This is a genomic window from Dehalococcoidales bacterium, from assembly GCA_041652735.1.
Classification (GTDB): domain Bacteria; phylum Chloroflexota; class Dehalococcoidia; order Dehalococcoidales; family RBG-16-60-22; genus RBG-13-51-18.
Genome location: JBAZGT010000010.1, coordinates 1 through 18887, shown reverse-complemented (window position 1 = coordinate 18887; position 18887 = coordinate 1). Strand labels below are relative to the sequence as shown.

The 18887-nt window shown below is 56.4% G+C and carries 16 protein-coding genes; 3 read left to right on the top strand and 13 right to left on the bottom strand.

Annotated features, from left to right (window positions below; all coding sequences use genetic code 11):
* Window positions 1–7 precede the first annotated feature (7 nt).
* From WC370_05175 to WC370_05160, 4 genes are all read right to left on the bottom strand, one after another.
* Window positions 8–1624, bottom strand: a complete 1617-nt coding sequence (locus tag WC370_05175; protein MFA5308865.1) for an ATP-binding protein — start codon at window positions 1622–1624, stop codon at window positions 8–10.
* On the bottom strand, window positions 1614–2372 hold the full coding sequence (locus WC370_05170) for a response regulator (GenBank protein MFA5308864.1): 759 nt from the start codon (window positions 2370–2372) through the stop codon (window positions 1614–1616). The genes WC370_05175 and WC370_05170 overlap by 11 nt, the downstream gene beginning before the upstream one ends.
* Before the next feature lie 7 nt (window positions 2373–2379).
* The gene (locus WC370_05165) at window positions 2380–3882 is read right to left on the bottom strand and encodes an ATP-binding protein (GenBank protein ID MFA5308863.1); all 1503 of its coding nucleotides are present in this window, start codon (window positions 3880–3882) and stop codon (window positions 2380–2382) included.
* A 227-nt stretch (window positions 3883–4109) separates the two neighbouring features.
* Complete coding sequence (locus tag WC370_05160) at window positions 4110–4361, bottom strand: hypothetical protein (protein MFA5308862.1); 252 nt, start codon at window positions 4359–4361, stop codon at window positions 4110–4112.
* A gap of 392 nt (window positions 4362–4753) precedes the next feature.
* Between WC370_05160 and WC370_05155 the strand changes: the two genes are divergently transcribed.
* Entirely contained in the window at window positions 4754–5488 is a 735-nt protein-coding gene (locus WC370_05155) for a response regulator transcription factor (protein ID MFA5308861.1), read from the top strand.
* Window positions 5489–5492: 4 nt separating this feature from the next.
* Here WC370_05155 and WC370_05150 read toward each other — a convergent pair whose 3' ends face one another.
* Both WC370_05150 and WC370_05145 read right to left on the bottom strand, forming a co-directional pair.
* A complete protein-coding gene (locus tag WC370_05150; protein MFA5308860.1) occupies window positions 5493–5798 on the bottom strand; it encodes a DUF5658 family protein in 306 nt (101 codons plus the stop codon).
* A gap of 109 nt (window positions 5799–5907) precedes the next feature.
* Window positions 5908–6240 carry an EthD family reductase gene (locus tag WC370_05145; GenBank protein MFA5308859.1) on the bottom strand — a complete coding sequence of 111 codons (333 nt, stop codon included), beginning with the start codon at window positions 6238–6240 and terminating at the stop codon, window positions 5908–5910.
* 176 nt (window positions 6241–6416) lie between these two features.
* Here WC370_05145 and WC370_05140 point away from each other — a divergent pair, with 176 nt between their 5' ends.
* Window positions 6417–7499 carry a Zn-dependent alcohol dehydrogenase gene (locus WC370_05140; protein ID MFA5308858.1) on the top strand — a complete coding sequence of 361 codons (1083 nt, stop codon included), beginning with the start codon at window positions 6417–6419 and terminating at the stop codon, window positions 7497–7499.
* A 188-nt stretch (window positions 7500–7687) separates the two neighbouring features.
* Here the strand turns inward: WC370_05140 and WC370_05135 are convergent, their stop codons facing one another.
* From WC370_05135 to WC370_05120, 4 genes are all read right to left on the bottom strand, one after another.
* A complete protein-coding gene (locus WC370_05135; protein MFA5308857.1) occupies window positions 7688–9820 on the bottom strand; it encodes a molybdopterin-dependent oxidoreductase in 2133 nt (710 codons plus the stop codon).
* Between the two features lie 78 nt (window positions 9821–9898).
* Window positions 9899–10774 carry an NrfD/PsrC family molybdoenzyme membrane anchor subunit gene (gene nrfD, locus WC370_05130; protein MFA5308856.1) on the bottom strand — a complete coding sequence of 292 codons (876 nt, stop codon included), beginning with the start codon at window positions 10772–10774 and terminating at the stop codon, window positions 9899–9901.
* 4 nt (window positions 10775–10778) lie between these two features.
* A complete protein-coding gene (locus WC370_05125) occupies window positions 10779–11486 on the bottom strand; it encodes a 4Fe-4S dicluster domain-containing protein (protein ID MFA5308855.1) in 708 nt (235 codons plus the stop codon).
* A gap of 257 nt (window positions 11487–11743) precedes the next feature.
* Window positions 11744–12427 (bottom strand): Crp/Fnr family transcriptional regulator, encoded by a 684-nt coding sequence (locus WC370_05120; GenBank protein MFA5308854.1) that lies wholly within the window; start codon window positions 12425–12427, stop codon window positions 11744–11746.
* Window positions 12428–12575: 148 nt separating this feature from the next.
* Here WC370_05120 and WC370_05115 point away from each other — a divergent pair, with 148 nt between their 5' ends.
* Window positions 12576–14120, top strand: coding sequence for a carboxylesterase/lipase family protein (locus WC370_05115; GenBank protein ID MFA5308853.1), 1545 nt, complete (start codon window positions 12576–12578; stop codon window positions 14118–14120).
* Between the two features lie 7 nt (window positions 14121–14127).
* On the opposite strand, the gene WC370_05110 is transcribed toward WC370_05115, so the two are convergent.
* The 3 genes from WC370_05110 to WC370_05100 all read right to left on the bottom strand — a co-directional run bounded on the left by WC370_05110 (window position 14128) and on the right by WC370_05100 (window position 18592).
* Window positions 14128–15801, bottom strand: coding sequence for a thiamine pyrophosphate-dependent enzyme (locus WC370_05110; GenBank protein MFA5308852.1), 1674 nt, complete (start codon window positions 15799–15801; stop codon window positions 14128–14130).
* 43 nt (window positions 15802–15844) lie between these two features.
* Window positions 15845–17185, bottom strand: a complete 1341-nt coding sequence (locus WC370_05105; protein ID MFA5308851.1) for a uroporphyrinogen decarboxylase family protein — start codon at window positions 17183–17185, stop codon at window positions 15845–15847.
* 582 nt (window positions 17186–17767) lie between these two features.
* Window positions 17768–18592 carry a hypothetical protein gene (locus WC370_05100; protein MFA5308850.1) on the bottom strand — a complete coding sequence of 275 codons (825 nt, stop codon included), beginning with the start codon at window positions 18590–18592 and terminating at the stop codon, window positions 17768–17770.
* Window positions 18593–18887 lie beyond the last annotated feature (295 nt).

Below are 18887 nucleotides of genomic sequence, written 5' to 3'. Positions count from 1 at the left end.
GTCCCCCTTAGTTCAATGGCAGGCTGAAAGTAAACCTGGCGCCTTTGCCCGGCTGGCTGTCCACCCAGATTCTGCCTCCATGCGCTTTTATAATGCCCTGGCAGATGGCCAGTCCCAGACCGGCGCCCTTGCGGCGCCCGGCCTTGCGGCCGTCTCCCTGGAAAAACCGTTCAAATATTTTCTGGTGCAGCTCCGGGGGGATGCCGGCGCCTTCATCGGTAACGCTAACGTTAACCTCCTGGCCCCCGTTCCGCGCCTGGATATAGATATTGGAGTTGTCCTCGGAGAACTTGACCGCGTTCTCCACCAGGTTGGTAAGTACCTCGCCGATACGCACATCGTCTATTTCCACGGCCGGTAAATCTTCCTTGACGTCGATATGCAGGCGGTGCCGGAGGGTAATGTTGTCCAGCCGGTCTTTAATGGACTCGATTACGTTAGCGAGGTTGCCGGGCTTTTTCCTGACCTCCAGGGCGTCCGCTTCCAGGCGGGATATCATGAGCAGGTCGTCCACCAGGCGGGTCAGCGTGTCCGCGTCTTTATCGATGGATACCAGGAAGTCCCGCCGCGTCTCTTCGTCAAAAATAACATCCGGCTGCAAGAGGCTGTTGGCTGAGCCTTTGATTACCGCCAGCGGGGTGCGCAGCTCGTGGGAGACGTTAGCCAGGAAATCGGTACGCATGACGTCAAGCTCCCGGAGCGCCCTGGCGCTGGACGCGTCTTCATAAAGCTGGGCGTTCCTGACCGCGATGGCAATCTCCCGTCCCACCCCCTGGAGCAGTTCCACGTTGGTGGGACTGAAACAGTTGTTGAAATCCGTGGCTACCCCCAGCACGCCGATGCTTTCACCGAAAATCAACAGCGGCACCCCGGCGAAACAGCGGTAGCCGATGCTGCTGATAAAGCCTAGCTCCGGGTCGTTATTCTTGGTCAGGTCTTCCACCACCACCGGTTTGGCCTGTTTCACAATATTGCCGATGGTCCCCACGGCGTTGGGGTACTCTTTGGGGATATCGATGATGGTCCTCAAGGATAATCCGTGATGTCCGGACAGCTTTAGTTTATCTTTGTCGCAGAGGTAAACGAAACTCGCCTCCAGCCCGGTGCACTGGGCGATTCTTTCCAGCGCGGAGTCTATAAGTTTCTGAAGGTCGAGCGACTGCGCCACCGCCTGGGAAACGCTGAGCAGGGTATTGGCGATGCGGTTGCGCCGTTCCAGTTCCTCTATCAGCTCCCGGTTTTCCAGCACCAGGTGCTGTTTTTCCAGCCCGCGGTGGAGGACGGAAAGCAGGCTTTCCGGGTCAACCGGCTTTTCCAGGTAGGCGAAAGCGCCGCGGTTCAGGGACTGCACGGCGTTTTTCACCGAGGAATGGCCGGTAAGCATAATGGCGATGATGTCCGGGTGAAGCTCCATGATTTTAGAGAGCAGTTCCGTGCCGTCGGCATCCGGCAGGCTGATGTCGAGGATAGCGGCGTTATAAAAGCACTCAGCCAGCAGCGCTAATGCCTCGGCGGCGGAAGGGACGGTCCGTACTTCGTAGCCCTTCTTTTCCAGTATCTGGCGGATGACGCCCAGGAAATCATGGTCATCATCGACGACGAGTATGCGGTCATTAACTCTCATGGAAACTCCTGAGACGGCTTGGTTTTTTACCTATTTGCTTGACCAGCTCGGCGGCTTTGGCGGGGTCGAAGGGTTTATAGAGGCAGGTGATGGCTGAAGCCTCCTGGGCTTTTTCCAGGGCGTCCTTAACCTCGTTACGGAATCCGGTCATCATGATAGCCAGCAGTTCCGGGTTTATCTCTTTCAATCTTAAAAGGGTTTCCAGTCCGTCAATATCAGGCAGTTTGACGTCTATGAAAGCCATCTGGCAGTTCCGGTTGCGGGTTAACGAGACTGCTTCTTCGCCGCTGCCGGCGGTGACCACATCATATCCCTGGTGTTCCAGTATATTGGTCAGGGTATCGCAGATATCCGCGTCATCATCGACGACGAGGATGGGCTGGCCTTCGGCAGTCTCGTTAATCAGCTCCAGGAGTTTATCTATCCTTATGGGCTTGTGGATTATCTGATGGGCGCCCTCGTCCCGGGCGGTCTGCAGCAGCTCTTCATCGGAATAGGCCGTCATTAAGATTATGGATGCTCCCGGCTGCATTTCCTTGATTTTCTTGAAAGCGTCCACGCCGTTCATTTCCGGCATGACGATGTCCATCAGGGTAACGTCAAACCTCTGTTCCTTGAATTTATCCACGGCAGACGCACCGTTGTCCGCCGTCTGGACGGAATAACCACGCCGCTTCAGAATCATGGCAAATGTTTCTAGAAGGTCCTGATTATCATCAACCACAAGAATTGTAGGTTTGTTATTCATTAGCGGTTTATCTCCTTTTTTCGATAGGTAGTGTTACGGTAAAGGTGGTGCCTTGTCCTATCTGGCTGACCACTTCCATTTTGCCGCCGTTTTGTTCCACCAGCCTTCTGGAGATGGCCAGTCCCAGGCCGATGCCCTTGGGCTTGGTGGTGAACAGCGGTTCGAATATTTTATTGATATTTTCTTCAGGTATGCCGCAGCCGGTGTCTTTGAAAGAGATTGAGACGAAACTGTCATCCGCGGCGGCATCGATATCAAGTTCTCCTCCTTTCCCGTTCATTGCCTGCAAGGCGTTGGTGATAATATTGGAAAATACCCGGTTCATCTGCTCCGGGTCGGTTCTTACCGGGGGAGTGTGCCCGTTCAGATTCACGTGGATGCCTATTTGCTCCGGCGGCGCCGCCAATGACAGGCTTTCTTTTACCAGGCTGGTCAGGTCCACTTTTACCTGGGCCGGCGGCCTGATGCGGGTGAAGTCCAGCAGGTCGGTCACTATTTTATTGGCCACGTCTATCTGTTTATCCAGTACTTTAAGCGTGTTGGCCGCCTCCTCATCGCTCTTTTCCGTGAGCGTCAGGTTAAGCAGATAGGCGCAGTTACGGATAACGTTCAGCGGGTTGCGCAGCTCATGCCCCACCCCGGAGGCCAGCTCCCCCACGGCCGCCAGCCGCTCGGAGCGGATAAGCTTTTCCTGTACCTGCTCCAGGTCTTTGGTGCGGATATCCACCTCTTTTTCCAGCTGCTGGTAATAGTTGCGCTGGGATTCCTCCAGCTCCAGCTGGCGGATAGCGGCGCTGATTCTTTCCGAAATGGTCCGGGTGAGGTGTTCTTTCTTTATTAAATAGGGATTATCCCGGCTGGAGTATATTTCCAGCAGGCCGATAGTCTCCCCGTTCCTGACCAGGTTTTCCGCCACCCGGCTGTCGGATTTCTGGAAATCGGGGCTGTTAAATACCTGGTCGCGGAAGGTAATCCTTACCGTGGTTTCCTCCGGGTACTGGAGTGCCTGGGGAATCAGTGTCACCGCTTTGCCCAGGAACTCGTTGATGGAGTTGCTGTCCCCGGAGGCTTTGCCGATGTCATAAAGGCATTTCATTTCCCTGTCCCGCTGGTGGTGCTGCTGCTCGCTGTTTTGCAGCATGGCCACCACCGAGCCTACCGCGCTCAGAATAATAACGAAGGCGGTGGGCTTGAACATGGCGTTGGGGTAGGTATCTATTAATATGGCGTAGGGCAGCAGTACGATCATGGCGACGAGCGCCGTCATTATGGCCGGGATAACGCCGAGGCTATAAGCCGCGTAGACCACCGGCGCGAAGAACACCAGGCCGAGGAAATCAATTCCCCACAGATTATGGAGATTGTTCATGCCGTCGGAAAAACCGGTCCAGCCGAGCCGCCCGGCGATAGCCGGTAAATAGTAGACGAACGCGCACAACGCCATGATGGCGATGATATACCGCAGGTGCTTGTTCGCCCACAGTCCTTGTTTATTATGTTGGCAACTCATTTGCGGCCCTCCCCCGGCCTTCCGGGTCGGCTGCTTTACCTGCTGCGGCATTCCACAGCAAAAAGCAGTAGGGGCAATTCATCCGTTTTGCCCCGCATTTTCAGGCTACTACCGACCAACTATGGCGGACAACCATGATAACCCTCTAATAATATTGGTGTTCACCCTTACTCCCATATCAGCTTTTCTCTGGAATAGGCGTTATCTCCGGTTTATTTTTTCTGGAATTACTGCATGATGTTTTTTATTTCCTTAATGTCATCCAGCAACTCCCCCGCGGATATGTCCGGCAGCGACTGCATCAGCCCGGCCAGGGGATATTCCTCTTCCTCGTCCTGGGCGAAGAGGCTGCTGAGGGAATCGCTGCTCAAGTCCATTTTGGCGTCTTTAGCCTCCGCCGGCGCGGCGGGAGCTTTGGCGGTCTCGATGCCGGTAATGCCTTGCTGGCTCTTCAGGTTGTTCCCCAACCGTGTTTGCATCCCGTATCCTCCTGCGAGGTCGAATGGATACATCCAATTTACCCCCAGTCTCCGTTTATGAACACCAGACCATCCCTAACTTTGGCCTGTTCTTTTTCCTAATTAGCCTGAGAAAACCATCCAGAGCTAAAATAGGGAATTTACCATAATAAATTAAGGGGCAACCTGTATTGTCAATAAGGGGATGAGGTGGCAAAATCTATACGCTTACGCCGGAAAGAGCTATGAAATACGTAAAAACCCATCAATCGCATGAAAAATTTATGATATATTTATGGTTTATTTATGAACTTTATCCTTCTCTTAATACCGCTGGCATAAAATCGTAAAGGTTGTTAGAAAAAGGTGGGAGAGGGGCGGGAAAATAGGGGATATTAAAGAGGGGTTAAAAAATGATGCAGTCAAAGACGGATAGCGTAAGTTTGTATGTGGTCGAGGAGCAGGAGATATACCGGGAACTCTACAGCTGCGTTCTTCCACGGCACGCCAATATAGAAATACTGCGCGTTTCCGGCGGCGGGGAAAAAGGGGTGATGATGCGGGCGGTGGCGGAGCTTATGCCGGACGTCATGCTGCTCAGCGTAAAGAAACTGGACAAGAACATCATCGACGAGCTGGAGAAAATCAGGAACTCCTACCCGCGGATGGGCATCGTTATACTTATCGTATTTTACAGCTCGCAGGACATCGAACTGCTGCGCCGCCTGGCGCTTAGCGGGGAGAGCGGCATGGCGCTTTTCCTGAAGCAGTCCCTGGATAAAGTGGACCAGCTATGCCGGACGGTCATGGCCGTCAGCCAGGGACAGGTAATCCTGGACCCGCCGCTGGCCACCTTCATGTTCGCCGGGAAACCGGAAAGCCCTTTCCTGAAACAGCTCACCACCCGCGAGCTGGAAATCCTCAGCCTGCTGTCCCAGGGCTACACTAATTCCGCCATCGCGGATACCCTATTTATCGATATTAAGACCGTGGAGCACCACCTCAACAGCATGTACAGCAAGCTCAAGGCGGACCCGGGCTACAATACCAAGCATTTGAGAGTCAGCGCCGCCCGGCTTTACCTGGAAACCATGGGCACGCTCTATCAGAAAGAAGAAACGAATGCGCGGGCCGCGGCGGTGAGATAGGGGCCTATACCAGGAAGACTATCAGCTCTTTCACGTTCCAGATAACGATCAGCGCCAATAAAACAATGGAAGGTATCAGCAGCTTGCCCGGCGCCAGCCAGGCAAGCCCCACCGGGACGATTACCTTGACGAAAACCAGCAAAAACGGGATTTGAAGCAGCGCCCTGACAAGGGGATTAATCTCGTCAAACCCCAGGTATACCGCCAGCAGCGTCAGGACAAAGTCCAGTACGCCCAGAGAAACAAAGGTCAGCTTCTCCGCCGTGCACTTTTTAAAAGTAGCTGAAGAGCTCCGCCAGCCGGTTACCATGACACTCTTTCCCCCGCCAGCTATTTATGCATCAGGCAGCTTTATCCTGATATACCCCCGGACCGCGGCACGGTACCGTTCCTGAAAGCCCCCCGCGAATCTGGAGTTGCTATTCCCAGGTTTTCAACGGCTCGTAGCTGGCAGTTGTCATTATCTCGAAGCCCTTGCCCTGCCAGGTCCCCTGCATTTCCGCTATAGCGGCTTTGAACTCCGGGCTCTGGGGCAGGGAGTCCAGGTCTTTTTGGGTATCGTATTCGTAAACCGCCAGGTACTGGGGTTTCTGGCTTTTTTCCTCAATCATCTTATAGCGGGTCACCTTTTTTATGCCCTTGAATTTCAGGAGCATGGGGACATGCACCTCGTTATACCACTTGTTAAACTCGGCCTCCCGGGCGGGGTCGCATTCGGTTACGACCAGGTTGACGATTCTGGCTTTAGACATGATGTTTTCTCCTTTCAATATAGCGGGTAAATTATATCCGTAACGATGTGTTAATGATAGAATTTGGTATGAGTAGTTGTCAACAAAATTGCAGGGGCGTATTTGACATTATCCCGCCGGGGAAATACACTGTGTATGGCTAATTAACCGGTAATAAAGTGATATAGGAGGACACCTTGAAAGCTGCAGTTTGCTATGAGTTCAACAAGCCCCTGGTGGTCGAGGACATTACGCTGGACCCGCCCAAGGAAGGCGAGGTAAAAGTGAAGATAGCGGCCACCGCCGTCTGTCACAGCGATATCCATTTTTTCAAAGGAGAGTTGCCGGGACAGCCGCCTTTTGTGGGGGGGCATGAATCGGCGGGCTGGGTGGAAGAGGTCGGTCCCGGCGTTACCGGCCTGAAAAAAGGCGACCCGGTAGTGCTGTCGCTGCTGATATCCTGTAACAAGTGCAAGTACTGCCTGAGCGGGCGTTCCAACCAGTGCACTACCGTTTTCACGCTGGATAAAGAGACCCGGATGCACAACAAAAAGGGACAGGACGTCAACATGCTGCTCAAGACCGCCAGCTTCGCGGAATATACCATCGTGGACCAGACCCAGCTGGTCAAGATCCCCGCCGATATGCCGATGGACCGGGCCTGCCTGCTGGCCTGCGGGGTGATCACCGGCTACGGGGCCGTGGTCAACCGGGCTAAGGTCTCTCCCGCGAGCAGCTGCGTCATCATCGGCGCGGGTGGGGTGGGGCTTAACTCCGTACAGGCGGCGGCCATCTCCGGGGCCTACCCGATTATCGCGGTGGACGTGGCTGACAGCAAGCTGGAGGCGGCCAGGAAGTTCGGCGCCACGCACACGGTAAACTCCACGAAAACGGACGCGGTTAAAGAAGTCCAGGCGATGACGGGGGGAGAAGGGGCGGACTACGTTTTCGTGACGGTGGGCAACACGGCGGCTATCGTCCAGGGCATCGACATGTCCGCGTTCACCGGCATGACGGTTATCGTGGGCATGCCTAAAATATCGGACACCATCACCATATCGCCTTTCTTCATCACCCGCTATGAGAAAATCGTCACCGGCGCTTTCATGGGCAGCGGGCAGCTGCACATCGAGGTGCCCAAGATGATAGCGCTTTACAAGGCGGGCAAGCTCAAGCTGGACGAGCTTATTTCCGGCCGTTTCCCGCTGGAAGACATCAACGAGGCGATCAACCAGGTGGTGACCGGCAAAGCGCTGCGCAACGTTATCGTGTTCAAGTAAATAAGCGTTTTATCGCTATAAATACAATGAAGGATCTCAGGGAGGGGTAAGGCATTTGCCCCTCCCTTCCTTTTCCCCCCAAACAAAACCCCCTCCCATTTGGGGGAGGGGGCCGCCAGGTTACTGTCAACTAACAACTGTCAACTGTTAACTGTCAACTGTCAACTGACAACTGTCAACTCAAAATCTTACTTTCCGTCCCCGGCCTTATACACTTTACATAATAGCGCGGTCAGGTCCGGCGACCCGTACATCGGGTCGCAGTGGTTATTGTTCGTCAGCACGTTGGGGTTGGAGCGCAGCAGCCCGTGCAAAGGTCCCGGGTCTTCCGGGTAGAAGCAGTTGGCCGTAGCCATTACCACCCCCCGCAGAATCCCCGGGAAGAGACGAGCTTTCTGTTTGATGCGGCCGCGCGGGCTTTCAATCCACGCCCAGTCCCCGTCCTCGATGCCGTACAGGGCGGCGGTGTCCGGGTGGAGCTGCATCACCGGGTCTTTCTGGAAGCTGCGCAGCCAGGGGATGTTCCGGTACTGGGAGAGGAAGTAGAAGGGCTGCCGGTAGCCGGTGGTCAGCACGCACGGGTATTCTTTATAAAGCTCCGGCGTGGAGATAGGGCTTTCCCCCGGCTCCTGGAAGTAGGGCAGCGGGTCGTAGCCCAGGTTTTCCAGCACGGTGGAGTACAGCTCCATCTTGCCGGTAGGGGTGGGAAAGCCGCCCCCCTTGCGCCAGTATTCCGTCTTGTACTTGTAATAAAGCTGGTCTTTGCCCATCCGGGCGTGGACGACCTTTTTGCTGAAGTCTTGCCAGGTCATGTTGCCCTTGCGCAGCTGGTAGTCCAGCATTTTCTCCACGTTCTCGAACCAGTATTTCGGGGCGACCCGCTTGCCTATTTCGTTAAATATTTTGCTGTCCTGCCAGGCCTCGCCGGGCGGCTCCACCACCTTGTTGTGCGCCTCTATCATAAAGCGCGGGTGCATATCGAAAATATCGTCGATTTCCAGCCAGTGCGCCGCCGGCAGCACGATGTCCGCCTGCTCCGCCATCGGCCCCATGAACTGGTCGGCATGTATCATGAACTCCACGTTGTTGATGGCCTGCAGGACTTCCGTGGTGTTGGCCAGGTGGATGATTTGCTGTCCCCCCACGCTGAACCACACCCTGACGGTGGGGTCCGGCTTGAGCAGCTGCTTGATAACCGTGTCCGAGTGCGCGGTGCGGGCGGCGCCCATTTTAAACTCGTCCGCCCCCACGATGCCCCGGCGCATTTCGTCGGTAATCGGTATCTCGGTAAAGAAGTCCTCGCGCAGGCCGGTGTCCGGGGGCATCCAGCCTATCATGCTGCCCGGCCTCTCTATATTGCCGGTCACCCCTAGCAGGCAGATGATGCTCCGCAGCGTCTGGCCGCAGTTGGCCTGGCGTTCCAGCGAGCTGCCCACCTGGATGCAGCCGGGCGTGTCTTTGGCGAACAGCCGGGCCGCTTTGCGTATATCGTCGGCTTTAAGCCAGCAAATCTCCGCGGCGCGTTCCGGGGTGTATTCCTGGACTCTCTCCTTGAGATTTTCGAAGCCGTAAGTCCACTTCGCCACGAACTCCTTGTCCCAGAGCCCCTCGCTGATAATCACGTTAATCATGGCCAGCGCCAGGGCGGCGTCGGTGCCGGGGCGTATTTGCAGCCACAGGGTGGCGCGGGAAGAAAGCGCCGTTTCCCGGGGGTCGATGACGATGAGATTTTTAACATACTTGAGGCTGTTGAGGAACCAAACCGCCATCTCGCCGTCGGCGCTGGAGATTTCCAGCTGCTTGGCCCAGGCAATCTGGGTCTTGGGGAACTCGCCGCCCCAGCCGTGATAATCGCAGTAAAGCCGCCCGTAGCCGGTCACCAGCCCGTATAGGCCCAGCCGGGGGCTGTGGCAGATGTAGCCGGGGGTGATGATGTTGGCCGTGCCGATGGAGCGCGCGAAGCGGTGGGTGTACTCGTTATAGCCGCGCCCCGTCCCCTGTGACACCGCGATGGACTGCGGCCCGTATTTGGCGATGGACTCCTTCATTTTGGCTTCGATGGTGTCCAGCGCCTCGTCCCAGGTAATGCGCTGCCACTTGCCCTCCCCCTTTTTCCCCGCCCTTTTCAGGGGGTAAAGGAGGCGGTCCGGGTGGTTGATGTGCTGGATGCTGGAAAGCCCCTTGGAGCACATCGTGCCTTTGGTGGGAGTATCCGGGTTCCCCTCGATGTGGATGATGACCCCGTCCTGGACGGTGGCCAGCACGCCGCAGCCGCCGTGGCAGCTTTTGCAGGTAGTTTTAATTATTTTCGTTTCACTCATAACCGCTGTCTTTCTGAAAAAATATCCCAGACTTTTGCAGAGTTGCGTAGTAAAGAGGGTAAACGGCTGCGCCGGCCGCTAACGCGCTCTGGCGACCAGCGGTCTATACGCGCCGGCTTTGAGGACCACGTACCGTAGCGCCAGGCCGCCGCATATCTCGCACACCACCCCGGTAATCAGGATGGCGGAGTTCACCTCGCCCGCCGCCAGCCCGGCGATGGTAACGGCCAGCGGTATCACGATGCCCAGCAGCACCACCCCGACCCAGAACATGGGGGCGCTGTGGCCGTGGATTTGCTCCAGCACCGACTGCTTGCCGACCGCCTCCCGGGCGGAGGCCCGCCACAGGTAGATAATGATTAAGAGGATGTTGGCCGCCAGCAGCCAGCGGCTGCCCGTTTCCGCCTGGGAAAGCACGATGCCGCCGCCGTTCAGCGCGATAATCACCGCCAGTCCGAAGCCGCCCAGCACGCCGCACATGATGAACAAAATGGGCAAAAGCCAGGTGTTCCAGAAAGGCACCCCCTTGACCGATTTCAGGACGAAGCCGGTGTAAATAGCCACGGCGAAGGCCATGACGCCGGTCAGTGCTTTAAAGACTATTTCCGCCGCCCCGCCCGGCCACTGCCAGGAAATCAAAAGCTGTATGGCCCCCAGCCCCACGAACCCCACCACGAACAGGAAACCCCGCGCCAGCCAGGATGTTTGCGGGTGGGCCATAATCCGCCAGAAGCGCAGCGGCTTGCCCAGGAAAATAAGGTGGGTGCCGCCCTTGAGCACGGCGATTATCAGCCAGCTGATGAGCATGCCCCACAGGCTGTTAAAAAACAGCGATACCAGGTATAGACCCCCGCCCAGCCCGCCGGCATAAAAGGCTATCCATAAAAAGATGCCGCGGCGTTCTATCCATTCCGTCTGGCGGGTGTAATTTATCATCCACTCGTGTGCCTGCATGGTACTATGCCGCTCCAATCGTGACCCCTTCCTTTGCGCCGTCGGCTTCCGTTGCATCGGATACCTGTCCTATTTTGCCGTCCAGGAAGAATACCGAGGGGTCGGTGTCATATTCGGGGTGCAGCTGGAAGCCTTTTCTGGCCTCTATCAGCCGCGATATTTCGCTCTCGGGGTCGTCCAAATCCCCGAAGGTCAGGGCGCGGGCGGGGCAGGTGTTGACGCAGGCGGGCGTGGCCTCCCGGTCTTGGCCCGGCTGGAGCCCTTTGGCCATACCGGCGTCGATGCGCTCTACGCAGAAATTGCATTTTTCCGTGGTGCCTATCTGGTGGGTATAAAGCTTCTTGCCCGCTTTTTCGAAAGGCGTCTGTATCTTGCCGGGGAAAAAGCCCCGGTCTTTATCCTTGGAAAGGAAGGTGCGGTTCTGGTAAGGGCAGGCCACCACGCAGTAGCGGCAGCCCACGCACTTGTTCTGGTCCACCATGACGATGCCGTCCGCGCGCCGCGTGGTGGCGCCGGTAGGGCATACCGCCACGCAGGGGGCGTCTTTACACTGGTTGCACCGCACGGAATAGGTTGACACTTCCGGGTGGGAGCCGCCGGTATCCAGGAAGACCAGGCGGGGCCACCACATGCCCATCGGGAGATAGTGCTCGATGCGGCAGGCGGCCACGCAGGCGTAGCAGCGCACGCACCGGGATAAATCTACGGCCATTCCCCATCTCATCGCACTATTTCCTCTCTTTAGTACCTGTTACGTAATGCGTAAGATAAATCCATAATGACTACGCAATACTTTTGTATAATAGCATAGAAAAGGTGTATCATGCAAGAACTATTTATAGTATATATTGAAACGCACAATATGTCAGTGAACTATGTCACAATGTGAACTATTTAACATTGTGCAACGGCGGCGGGAAAATGGATTTAAGAGATGGCGGTGTGGAAAACTAAAGGTAGGGGGTGGGGCTAAGCGTTATCGGACATGCCCTCGGCGATGCGGTGGAGCACCTCTTTGTCCAGGATGATGACGGTGCGGCGGGACAGCCGGATGCCGCCCATCCCCTCGATAACCTTGAGCGAGCGGTTCACCATCTCCCGCGAGCTGCCCACCAGGCTGGCCATGTCTTTCTGTGTCAGGTTCAGGCCGGTGGTGTACTCTTCGCCGCCGTAGCGGCCCAGGAAAAGCTTGGCCAGCCTGGCCAGCACCTGGGAGGAGGACAGGTCTTCCAGCAGGTTGGAATCGCGCCGGATACGCTCGGCCAGGGCGCGGATGACGTTCATCATCACCCGGGGGTTGTCCTGCAATACCTTGATGATGTCCTTCTTTTCGATGGAATAGAGGACTACCGGGGTCAGCGCCACCATTCCGGCCGCGTTGGGCCCGCCGTCGTACAGCGAGACGTCATTGAGCGAATCGCCGGGGGGCGCGACGTGCAGCACCTGCTCTTTCCCGCCGGGGGAGGTCTTGTACACCTTCACCAGACCGGAAACGATAAAGTACAGCGAGTCCGTAAAGTCGCCTTCCGCCAGGAAATGGGCGCCTTTGTCGTGGCGGACTTCCCGGAAAAGGCGCTGTACCGGCTCGATCTGCGCCGCGTCGATACCGGTAAAGTATCTCATGGACTGGAGTAGTTCGATTTGTATAGCCATAGGCGTACACTTGATATTAGCATATTACGCGACCGTAAAAAAGTGAGGGGGGCGCCGCCGGTGCCCTTTTCTCTTTTTCCCGGAAGGCGGAATTTGCATTAATAAACACCAATGGTATAATAAGTAAACTATATTTAAGGAGACTTCCGTGAGCAGCAGCAGGCAGGCCGTGGTCACTACCAAAAACGGTAAACTGGAAGGCGCTTTTGCCGGTGGTATTTACACGTTCAAGGGCATCCCTTATGCCGCCCCGCCCGTGGGTGACTTGCGCTGGCTGCCGCCCCGGCCCGTCAAGCCCTGGGACGGCCTGCGCCCCGCCCAGAAATACGGCGCTATCGCCCCCCAGAACCCCATGCCGGTGCCCCTCCCCGGCATGCCCCCCGCGGATGAAGCGCAGGATGAGGACTGCCTGTTCCTGAATGTCTGGACGCCGGGCCTGGACGACGCCAAACGCCCGGTCATGTTCTGGATACACGGCGGCGCTTTTATCATCGGCTCCGGCACCGAGGCTTTCTTGGTAGGCGGCAGCCTGGCCCGGCGCGGGGATATCGTCCTGGTCAGCCTCAACTACCGTATGGGCGTTTTCGGGTTTATGAACCTTAAGGAAATCACCGGCGGCCAAATACCGGCCACCGGTAATGAAGGACTGCTCGACCAGGTGGCGGCCCTGGAGTGGGTACGGGAAAATATCTCCGCCTTCGGCGGCGACCCGGCTAACGTCACCGCCTTCGGCTTTTCCGCCGGCGGCATGAGTATCGGCAATCTGTTGGGCATGCCGGCGGCCCGCGGCAAGTTCCATAAAGCCATCCACCGCAGCGGCGCCGCCAATATCATCGGGCCGCTGGAGGAAGCGGTAAGCATTACCGGGCAATTTTTGGAGATATTGAATATCAAAGGTAAAGACACAGATTCTTTACGGAAACTGACCACCCAGCAATTACTGGACGCCCAGCAGGCGCTGGGACTGAAATTGCAGCAGACCGAGTTCCGGCTCACGCCCTTCCAGCCGGTTAAGGACGGGGCAATCATTCCGGACTGGCCGCTGAGCGCGGTCCGGAAAGGCCTGGCTGAAAATATGCCCGTCATCGTGGGCAACACCGCCGACGAGCTGAAAATCTCGACGGCCATGACCCCCGGCATCGCTAAGCTGACCGATGACGCCCTGTGTCAGCGCCTTGATACCATGCTGCCTCATGAGCTGGTGCCCGGCCTGGTGCGGGACTACCGCGCTATTTCCCTGGCCCACGGCGGCAGCGGCGCCCCGGCCGAGATACTGGCCAACATCAATACCGACCTTACCTTTAAAATGCCCGCCCTACGGCTGGTGGCAGCCCGGCGCGATAGCGGCGCCCCGGCCTATCATTACCTGTTTACATATAAATCACCGGCTATGGGCGGCATGTTGGGCGCCATGCACGGCCTGGATAACCCTTTCCTCTTCGGGGCGCTGGATAAGGAGTTTACCGGCGACGGGCCGGAGCAGGAGAGCCTGGCCATAAAGATACAGGACTCCTGCGCCGCTTTCGCCCGTACCGGCGACCCGTCCTGCCGGAGCATCGGTAACTGGCCGGTTTACGGCAATGACCGCGTGACCATGATATTGGATACGGAGACCCGACTGGAAAAGAATGTGCTGGCGGGCGAGCTTAAAGCCTGGGAAAAATTCGATTTTCTGTCCACCCGGCCGCTTTAAACGTTTTCTAAACCGGGTCGATGCGCACATCCAGCACGGCGGCCTGTCCGCCGCGCACCGTCGCCAGGCAGTCCTTTAACGCTTTAGGGAGGTCGGCGGGGTCATCCACCATGCGCCCGTAAGCGTTATTGGCGCGGGCAATCAGGGTATAGTCCGGCGGCCTGGCGATGTCCGCCCCCATGTTGGTAACGTCGTACTTCTCCCGGAAAAGCCCCTTGATGGCGCCGTAGCCGCGGTTGTCATAGATGACGGCTAAAAACGGGGCCTGGTAGAGACTGGCCGACCATAGAGTTGCCTCCGGGCAGCCGTAGATGAAAGCGCCGTCGCCCATCAGGCTGATGACCGTTTTCTCCGGCGCCGCCAGCTTTACCCCCAGCGCCGCCCCCGGCGCCCAGCCGATACAGCCCCCCGCGCAGGAGAGCAGCGTGCCCGGCCGGCTCCGGTGGACCAGATGCGCCACGATGTTGGCCGGGGAAATGGTCTGGTTCACGATTATCGTGTCTTCGTCGAGTACTTCATCGATGCAGCGGCTCAGCCAGTGGGCGGAAACGGGCGTGCGTGCCGCGTGGCTTTGCGCCAGGGACTGCCAGTCGCCATCCAGTTTCCGGTGCTCCGCCGCCAGTGTCCGGTAGCGTTTTTGCAGCTGGGCGCGCCGGGCCGCGGTAAGCTGTTCTTTGACGGCGGCTGTCAGCGCCGGTATCGCCTGCCGGGAGTCCGCTTTAAGCAGGATATCCGGTTTCCTGCCCCAGAGCGGCAAGCCCTTTTTGGCGGTATCTATATCCAGGTGTATTATTTTCGCGGCCGGGGCCGGGGATACCGGCGGCGCGGCGTAATGCATGTCATAGTCGATAGCCAGGATAACGTCGGCGGTAGCCAGCACGGGAGTCCCGAAGCCCTCGGCGGGCTGATAGGCCGCCAGGGGGTGGGTATTGGGGAAATTCACCCTGGTGTCCGCCGTCATCACCCGCGCCGCCAGCGTTTCCGCCAGCTCTACCAGGCAGGCCACGGACTCGGTATGGCGGCCCGTATAGCCGGCTACTATCAGCGGGTTTTCCGCTTTGACCAGCAGGGCCGCGATTTTGTTTAATGTGGCGGCATCGGCTTGTGGCGGCGCTCCCGTGGCGTATTTCACCTTTTTGCCCGCGGTAGCGGCGCTTTTGCTCCACAGCGTTTCCCGCGGCAGGGAAAGGTACACCGGGCCGCAGGGCTCGGCGGCGGCTATCCGGAAAGCCTCCCGGAAGACCTCCCCGGGGTCTTCATCCGCCCCCAGGTAATGGTCCCATTTCACGAAGTTGCGCACCATCATGCCCTGGTCGAAAGGCTCGCCGCGCCAGTTGGTGCGTTCGGGCGGGCCCAGGCTTTCGGTGAAAAAAACCAGCGGCACCTTGCCCCACTGGGCGTTATGCAGCGCCCCGCCGATTTGCAGGATGCCCAGCTCCGAGTGCACCGATACCGCCTGCGGCTTGCCGGTGGCCATGTAGCTGCCGTGCGCGGCGGTCATGGCGACGAACTCATCCAGGCAGAGGATGCCCCGGGGCGCTTTTTTGCCCTGGGCCTGGCAGGCGGCCAGCGTTTCCAGCACCGGCACATTATCGATGCCCGGGTTGAAGAACACGAAGTCCACGCCGTTCTCATTCATCACGTCTATCAGCGTTTTGATATTGCCGTATTCTTCCGTCATCGGTCACCGCCCGTTTTGAAATTATCTGAAGGTAAGGCTCCCGTTATTTTTTGTAGACGCCGTACTCCCGGGCGGCTTCCAGCATGGCGCGGACGTTTTCCGGCTTGCCGTTATCCACCTGGGCGCCCCCGGACAGGATATAGCCTCCCCCCTTACCGCAGGTTTCGATGAGCTTGCGGCAGTACTCCTTGACCGCCTTGGGCGTGCCCGTGGCCATCAGGGAGGTGGGCACGTTCCCGGCGATGCAGCACCGGTCCCCCAGCACCGTCTTGGCTTTGGCCATGTCCGTGCGGTCGAACAGCCAGGTAACCGCGCCCTTGGGGAACTCGTTAACGCTTTGCAGTCGCGTCTCGTAGCTGCCCTCGGCGAAGAGCGTCACCAGGATACCCTCGTCGATGAAGGCGTTGATGACCTTTTTCAGGGAAGGCCAGTAGAATTTATCGAACTGTTTTTCCGACATCCAGCCGTCCGCGCCCTTGTGCAGGGGGAACATGGCGTAAAGCCCCTTGGAGGCGTTGAGGGAGTTGATAACGGACTCTATCATCAGACGGGTGACCACGTCTATGGCTTCCAGTAGCTTGTCCGGCCGGCGGAACATATCGCTGATGATGCCCTGCGTGCCCCTTAAAGTGTCGCCGATAACGTCGAAAGGCGCTTTGGCGAACCCGCCCCGCGCCGCCGGATAGCCGGCTTCCAGTGTGCGCCGCCCGAACTCCCCGGTGACCTGCATGTATTTCAGCAGCTCGTTGCCCACGTTAATCAGCGTTTTCAGCGAGTTCTGCACCTCCGGCATGGAATAGGGAGTGAAGTTCATCGCCGGGGCCTCGATGATGCTGGTCAAAGGCGTCAGATTCCGCCAGGACTCGAAGGCGCCGAAGACGCGCGGCATATAGACCCGCTGCCAGAAATCGGAGGGGTTGCCTATCAGGGCGTCATATTCGTCCGCCCGCATGTATTCCCCCTCCACGAACTGGATGCCGGTGGCGCTGGTCGACAGCCCGTGCCCGGGCCACTTGTACAGCTTGTAGTCCAGCAGGTCATAGACCCTGCCCGGAATCACCGTGCCCGGACTGGACAGCGAGTCCGCGTCCAGAAAGTCCTGGTTGAACTTGTCCCAGGCCTTGACCGCCTTGTCATAGTCGTACATGCAGGTATGGTAGTCGGTGCCGTAGAGGTAGGCCGGCAGCGCCCCGATCATCAGGGATACCGGCACCCGGTCCGGCTCGCCCACGTTATATACGTCTATCAGCCGCTGCACCCGCTGTTTGTAAGCTTTCTGGGCATTGGCGTCGATAAAGTTCACCCCTTCGGCGTCGAGCCACCATTTAAACCTCTGTTCCCGCTTCTGCTGCGGTGTCAAATTCGTCCATTTAGTCTCCGGCATTTACTTCTCCTGTTCTGTATTTCAGCGCGGCCGCTGGGTACGCCGGCCGCCGCTGGTAATGGGGTTTTACGGGGCTTTAGCAGCCTCTATCCGTAGCTGTCACATTATACCAGCGCCTGAAAAATAATACAAAAGGTATATTATCCGCCGGGGTGAACATAATAACCGGTGGGGAAAACGCCGGCGTCTATTTTCAGGTTGGCCGCGGGCTTTATTACGGCGTGTTTGTTTGTTGCTTTCTATGTGGTCAAGACGACTAAAATGGGATGCTATTATTCGCGTTTGATATTGCCATGTGTTCTGAAATGGGGAGTAGCCTGACGGAGAGGGGCGCTGGCTCCTCTATACTTCCTTTCCCTTGGGTATTCTGGCGGTATAAACAATAGGGGTATCCAGTTCTACTGGATAAGGGTTAATAGCCCTGCTATGACCAGTAGAAACTTTGGCAGACGTTCTGACAGAAGGGCCGATGTAGCGGATTACCTTTTGCCGCACCTTGTTGCCCTCATGGACGGTTTTTACCTCATAGTCATACCAATTCCCTGAACGTGGTGGTATTTCTTTCGCACGTATAAAGCTCATTTATTCGTCTCCCAATTCATGTGGAAATTGCAAACTTATCTCCGCTTCATAAGCCGGGAATAGTGACGGGTCAACTTCTTCATTAGCTACTCTTATTAGTTGACTATTAGCATCAAAATATAGTGTAAGCGCAGACCACCAAGTTTCAGAATACCAGTGTATTTTCCCCATTGGGGCATCGGCGTACCTGATTTTAGTATAGGTTATAAAAATAATTTGTCCCCCGGGCGGCGCAGAATGAGCATGAAGCGTGATAGTTTCTGTCACCTGACGATTTGCACTCTCGTAGATAGGACTAGTTATATACTGGTCTTTAAGCGTTTGCACGTTACTGGGGTCAATATCTCGAAAGCCAGCAAATCTTACTTGGGTTTGATATGATGGGTTATCCCTCAGATTTGATAGTGTATACTCAATTGTGATGTTGGCAGTGTAAGACTTATCATCGTATTTAACATCCTGTATGTTTGGTTCTAATACAAGAATTGGCCTTGTTTGTTCAATATACACTGTTTGTCTGTAGAGAAATATCTGAACTCCTATAATAAATATCAAAGCGAGCACAACAAGCCCGACCAACTGAAAACAATACTTAATATACTCCTTCTTTTCTAGGTCGTGCTTAATACTTTCAGATGTAAAACTCTTTTTATGGTCTCTTTTACGGTCAGTATAAGACCATATTAACAATCCGAAACCTATAAGAACAAAAACAACAGATATTATGAGCCCGGTAAGGCATTGTTCAAAATAACCTAGCACTCCACCGCCTCCCAGCGCAATGCAAAAAGAGGCAATGGCAGATTTCGCTCTCCAATCCCACATATACCAAATCCCCTTACCAATAATTGCTTTAATTGGTAGTATAGTCCTATTAGGCACTCTGGGCAAGAGTGTACTCTAACCAAATGGAGAGTAGCCTGACAGAGAGGGGCGCTAGCTCCTCTCTACTAAATTCCCCCTCTCCAAACAGTTGATTTCCGCGTTAACGCCTGACCCGTTTGGAGAGCAACTGTGTTAATTTATACATATTGCCAAGCTCTTTGATGTTTTAAAATTGAGTTCATGATAGTGAGCAGCCGCCTCATGCAGGCGACGAGGGCTACTTTCTTGGCTTTTC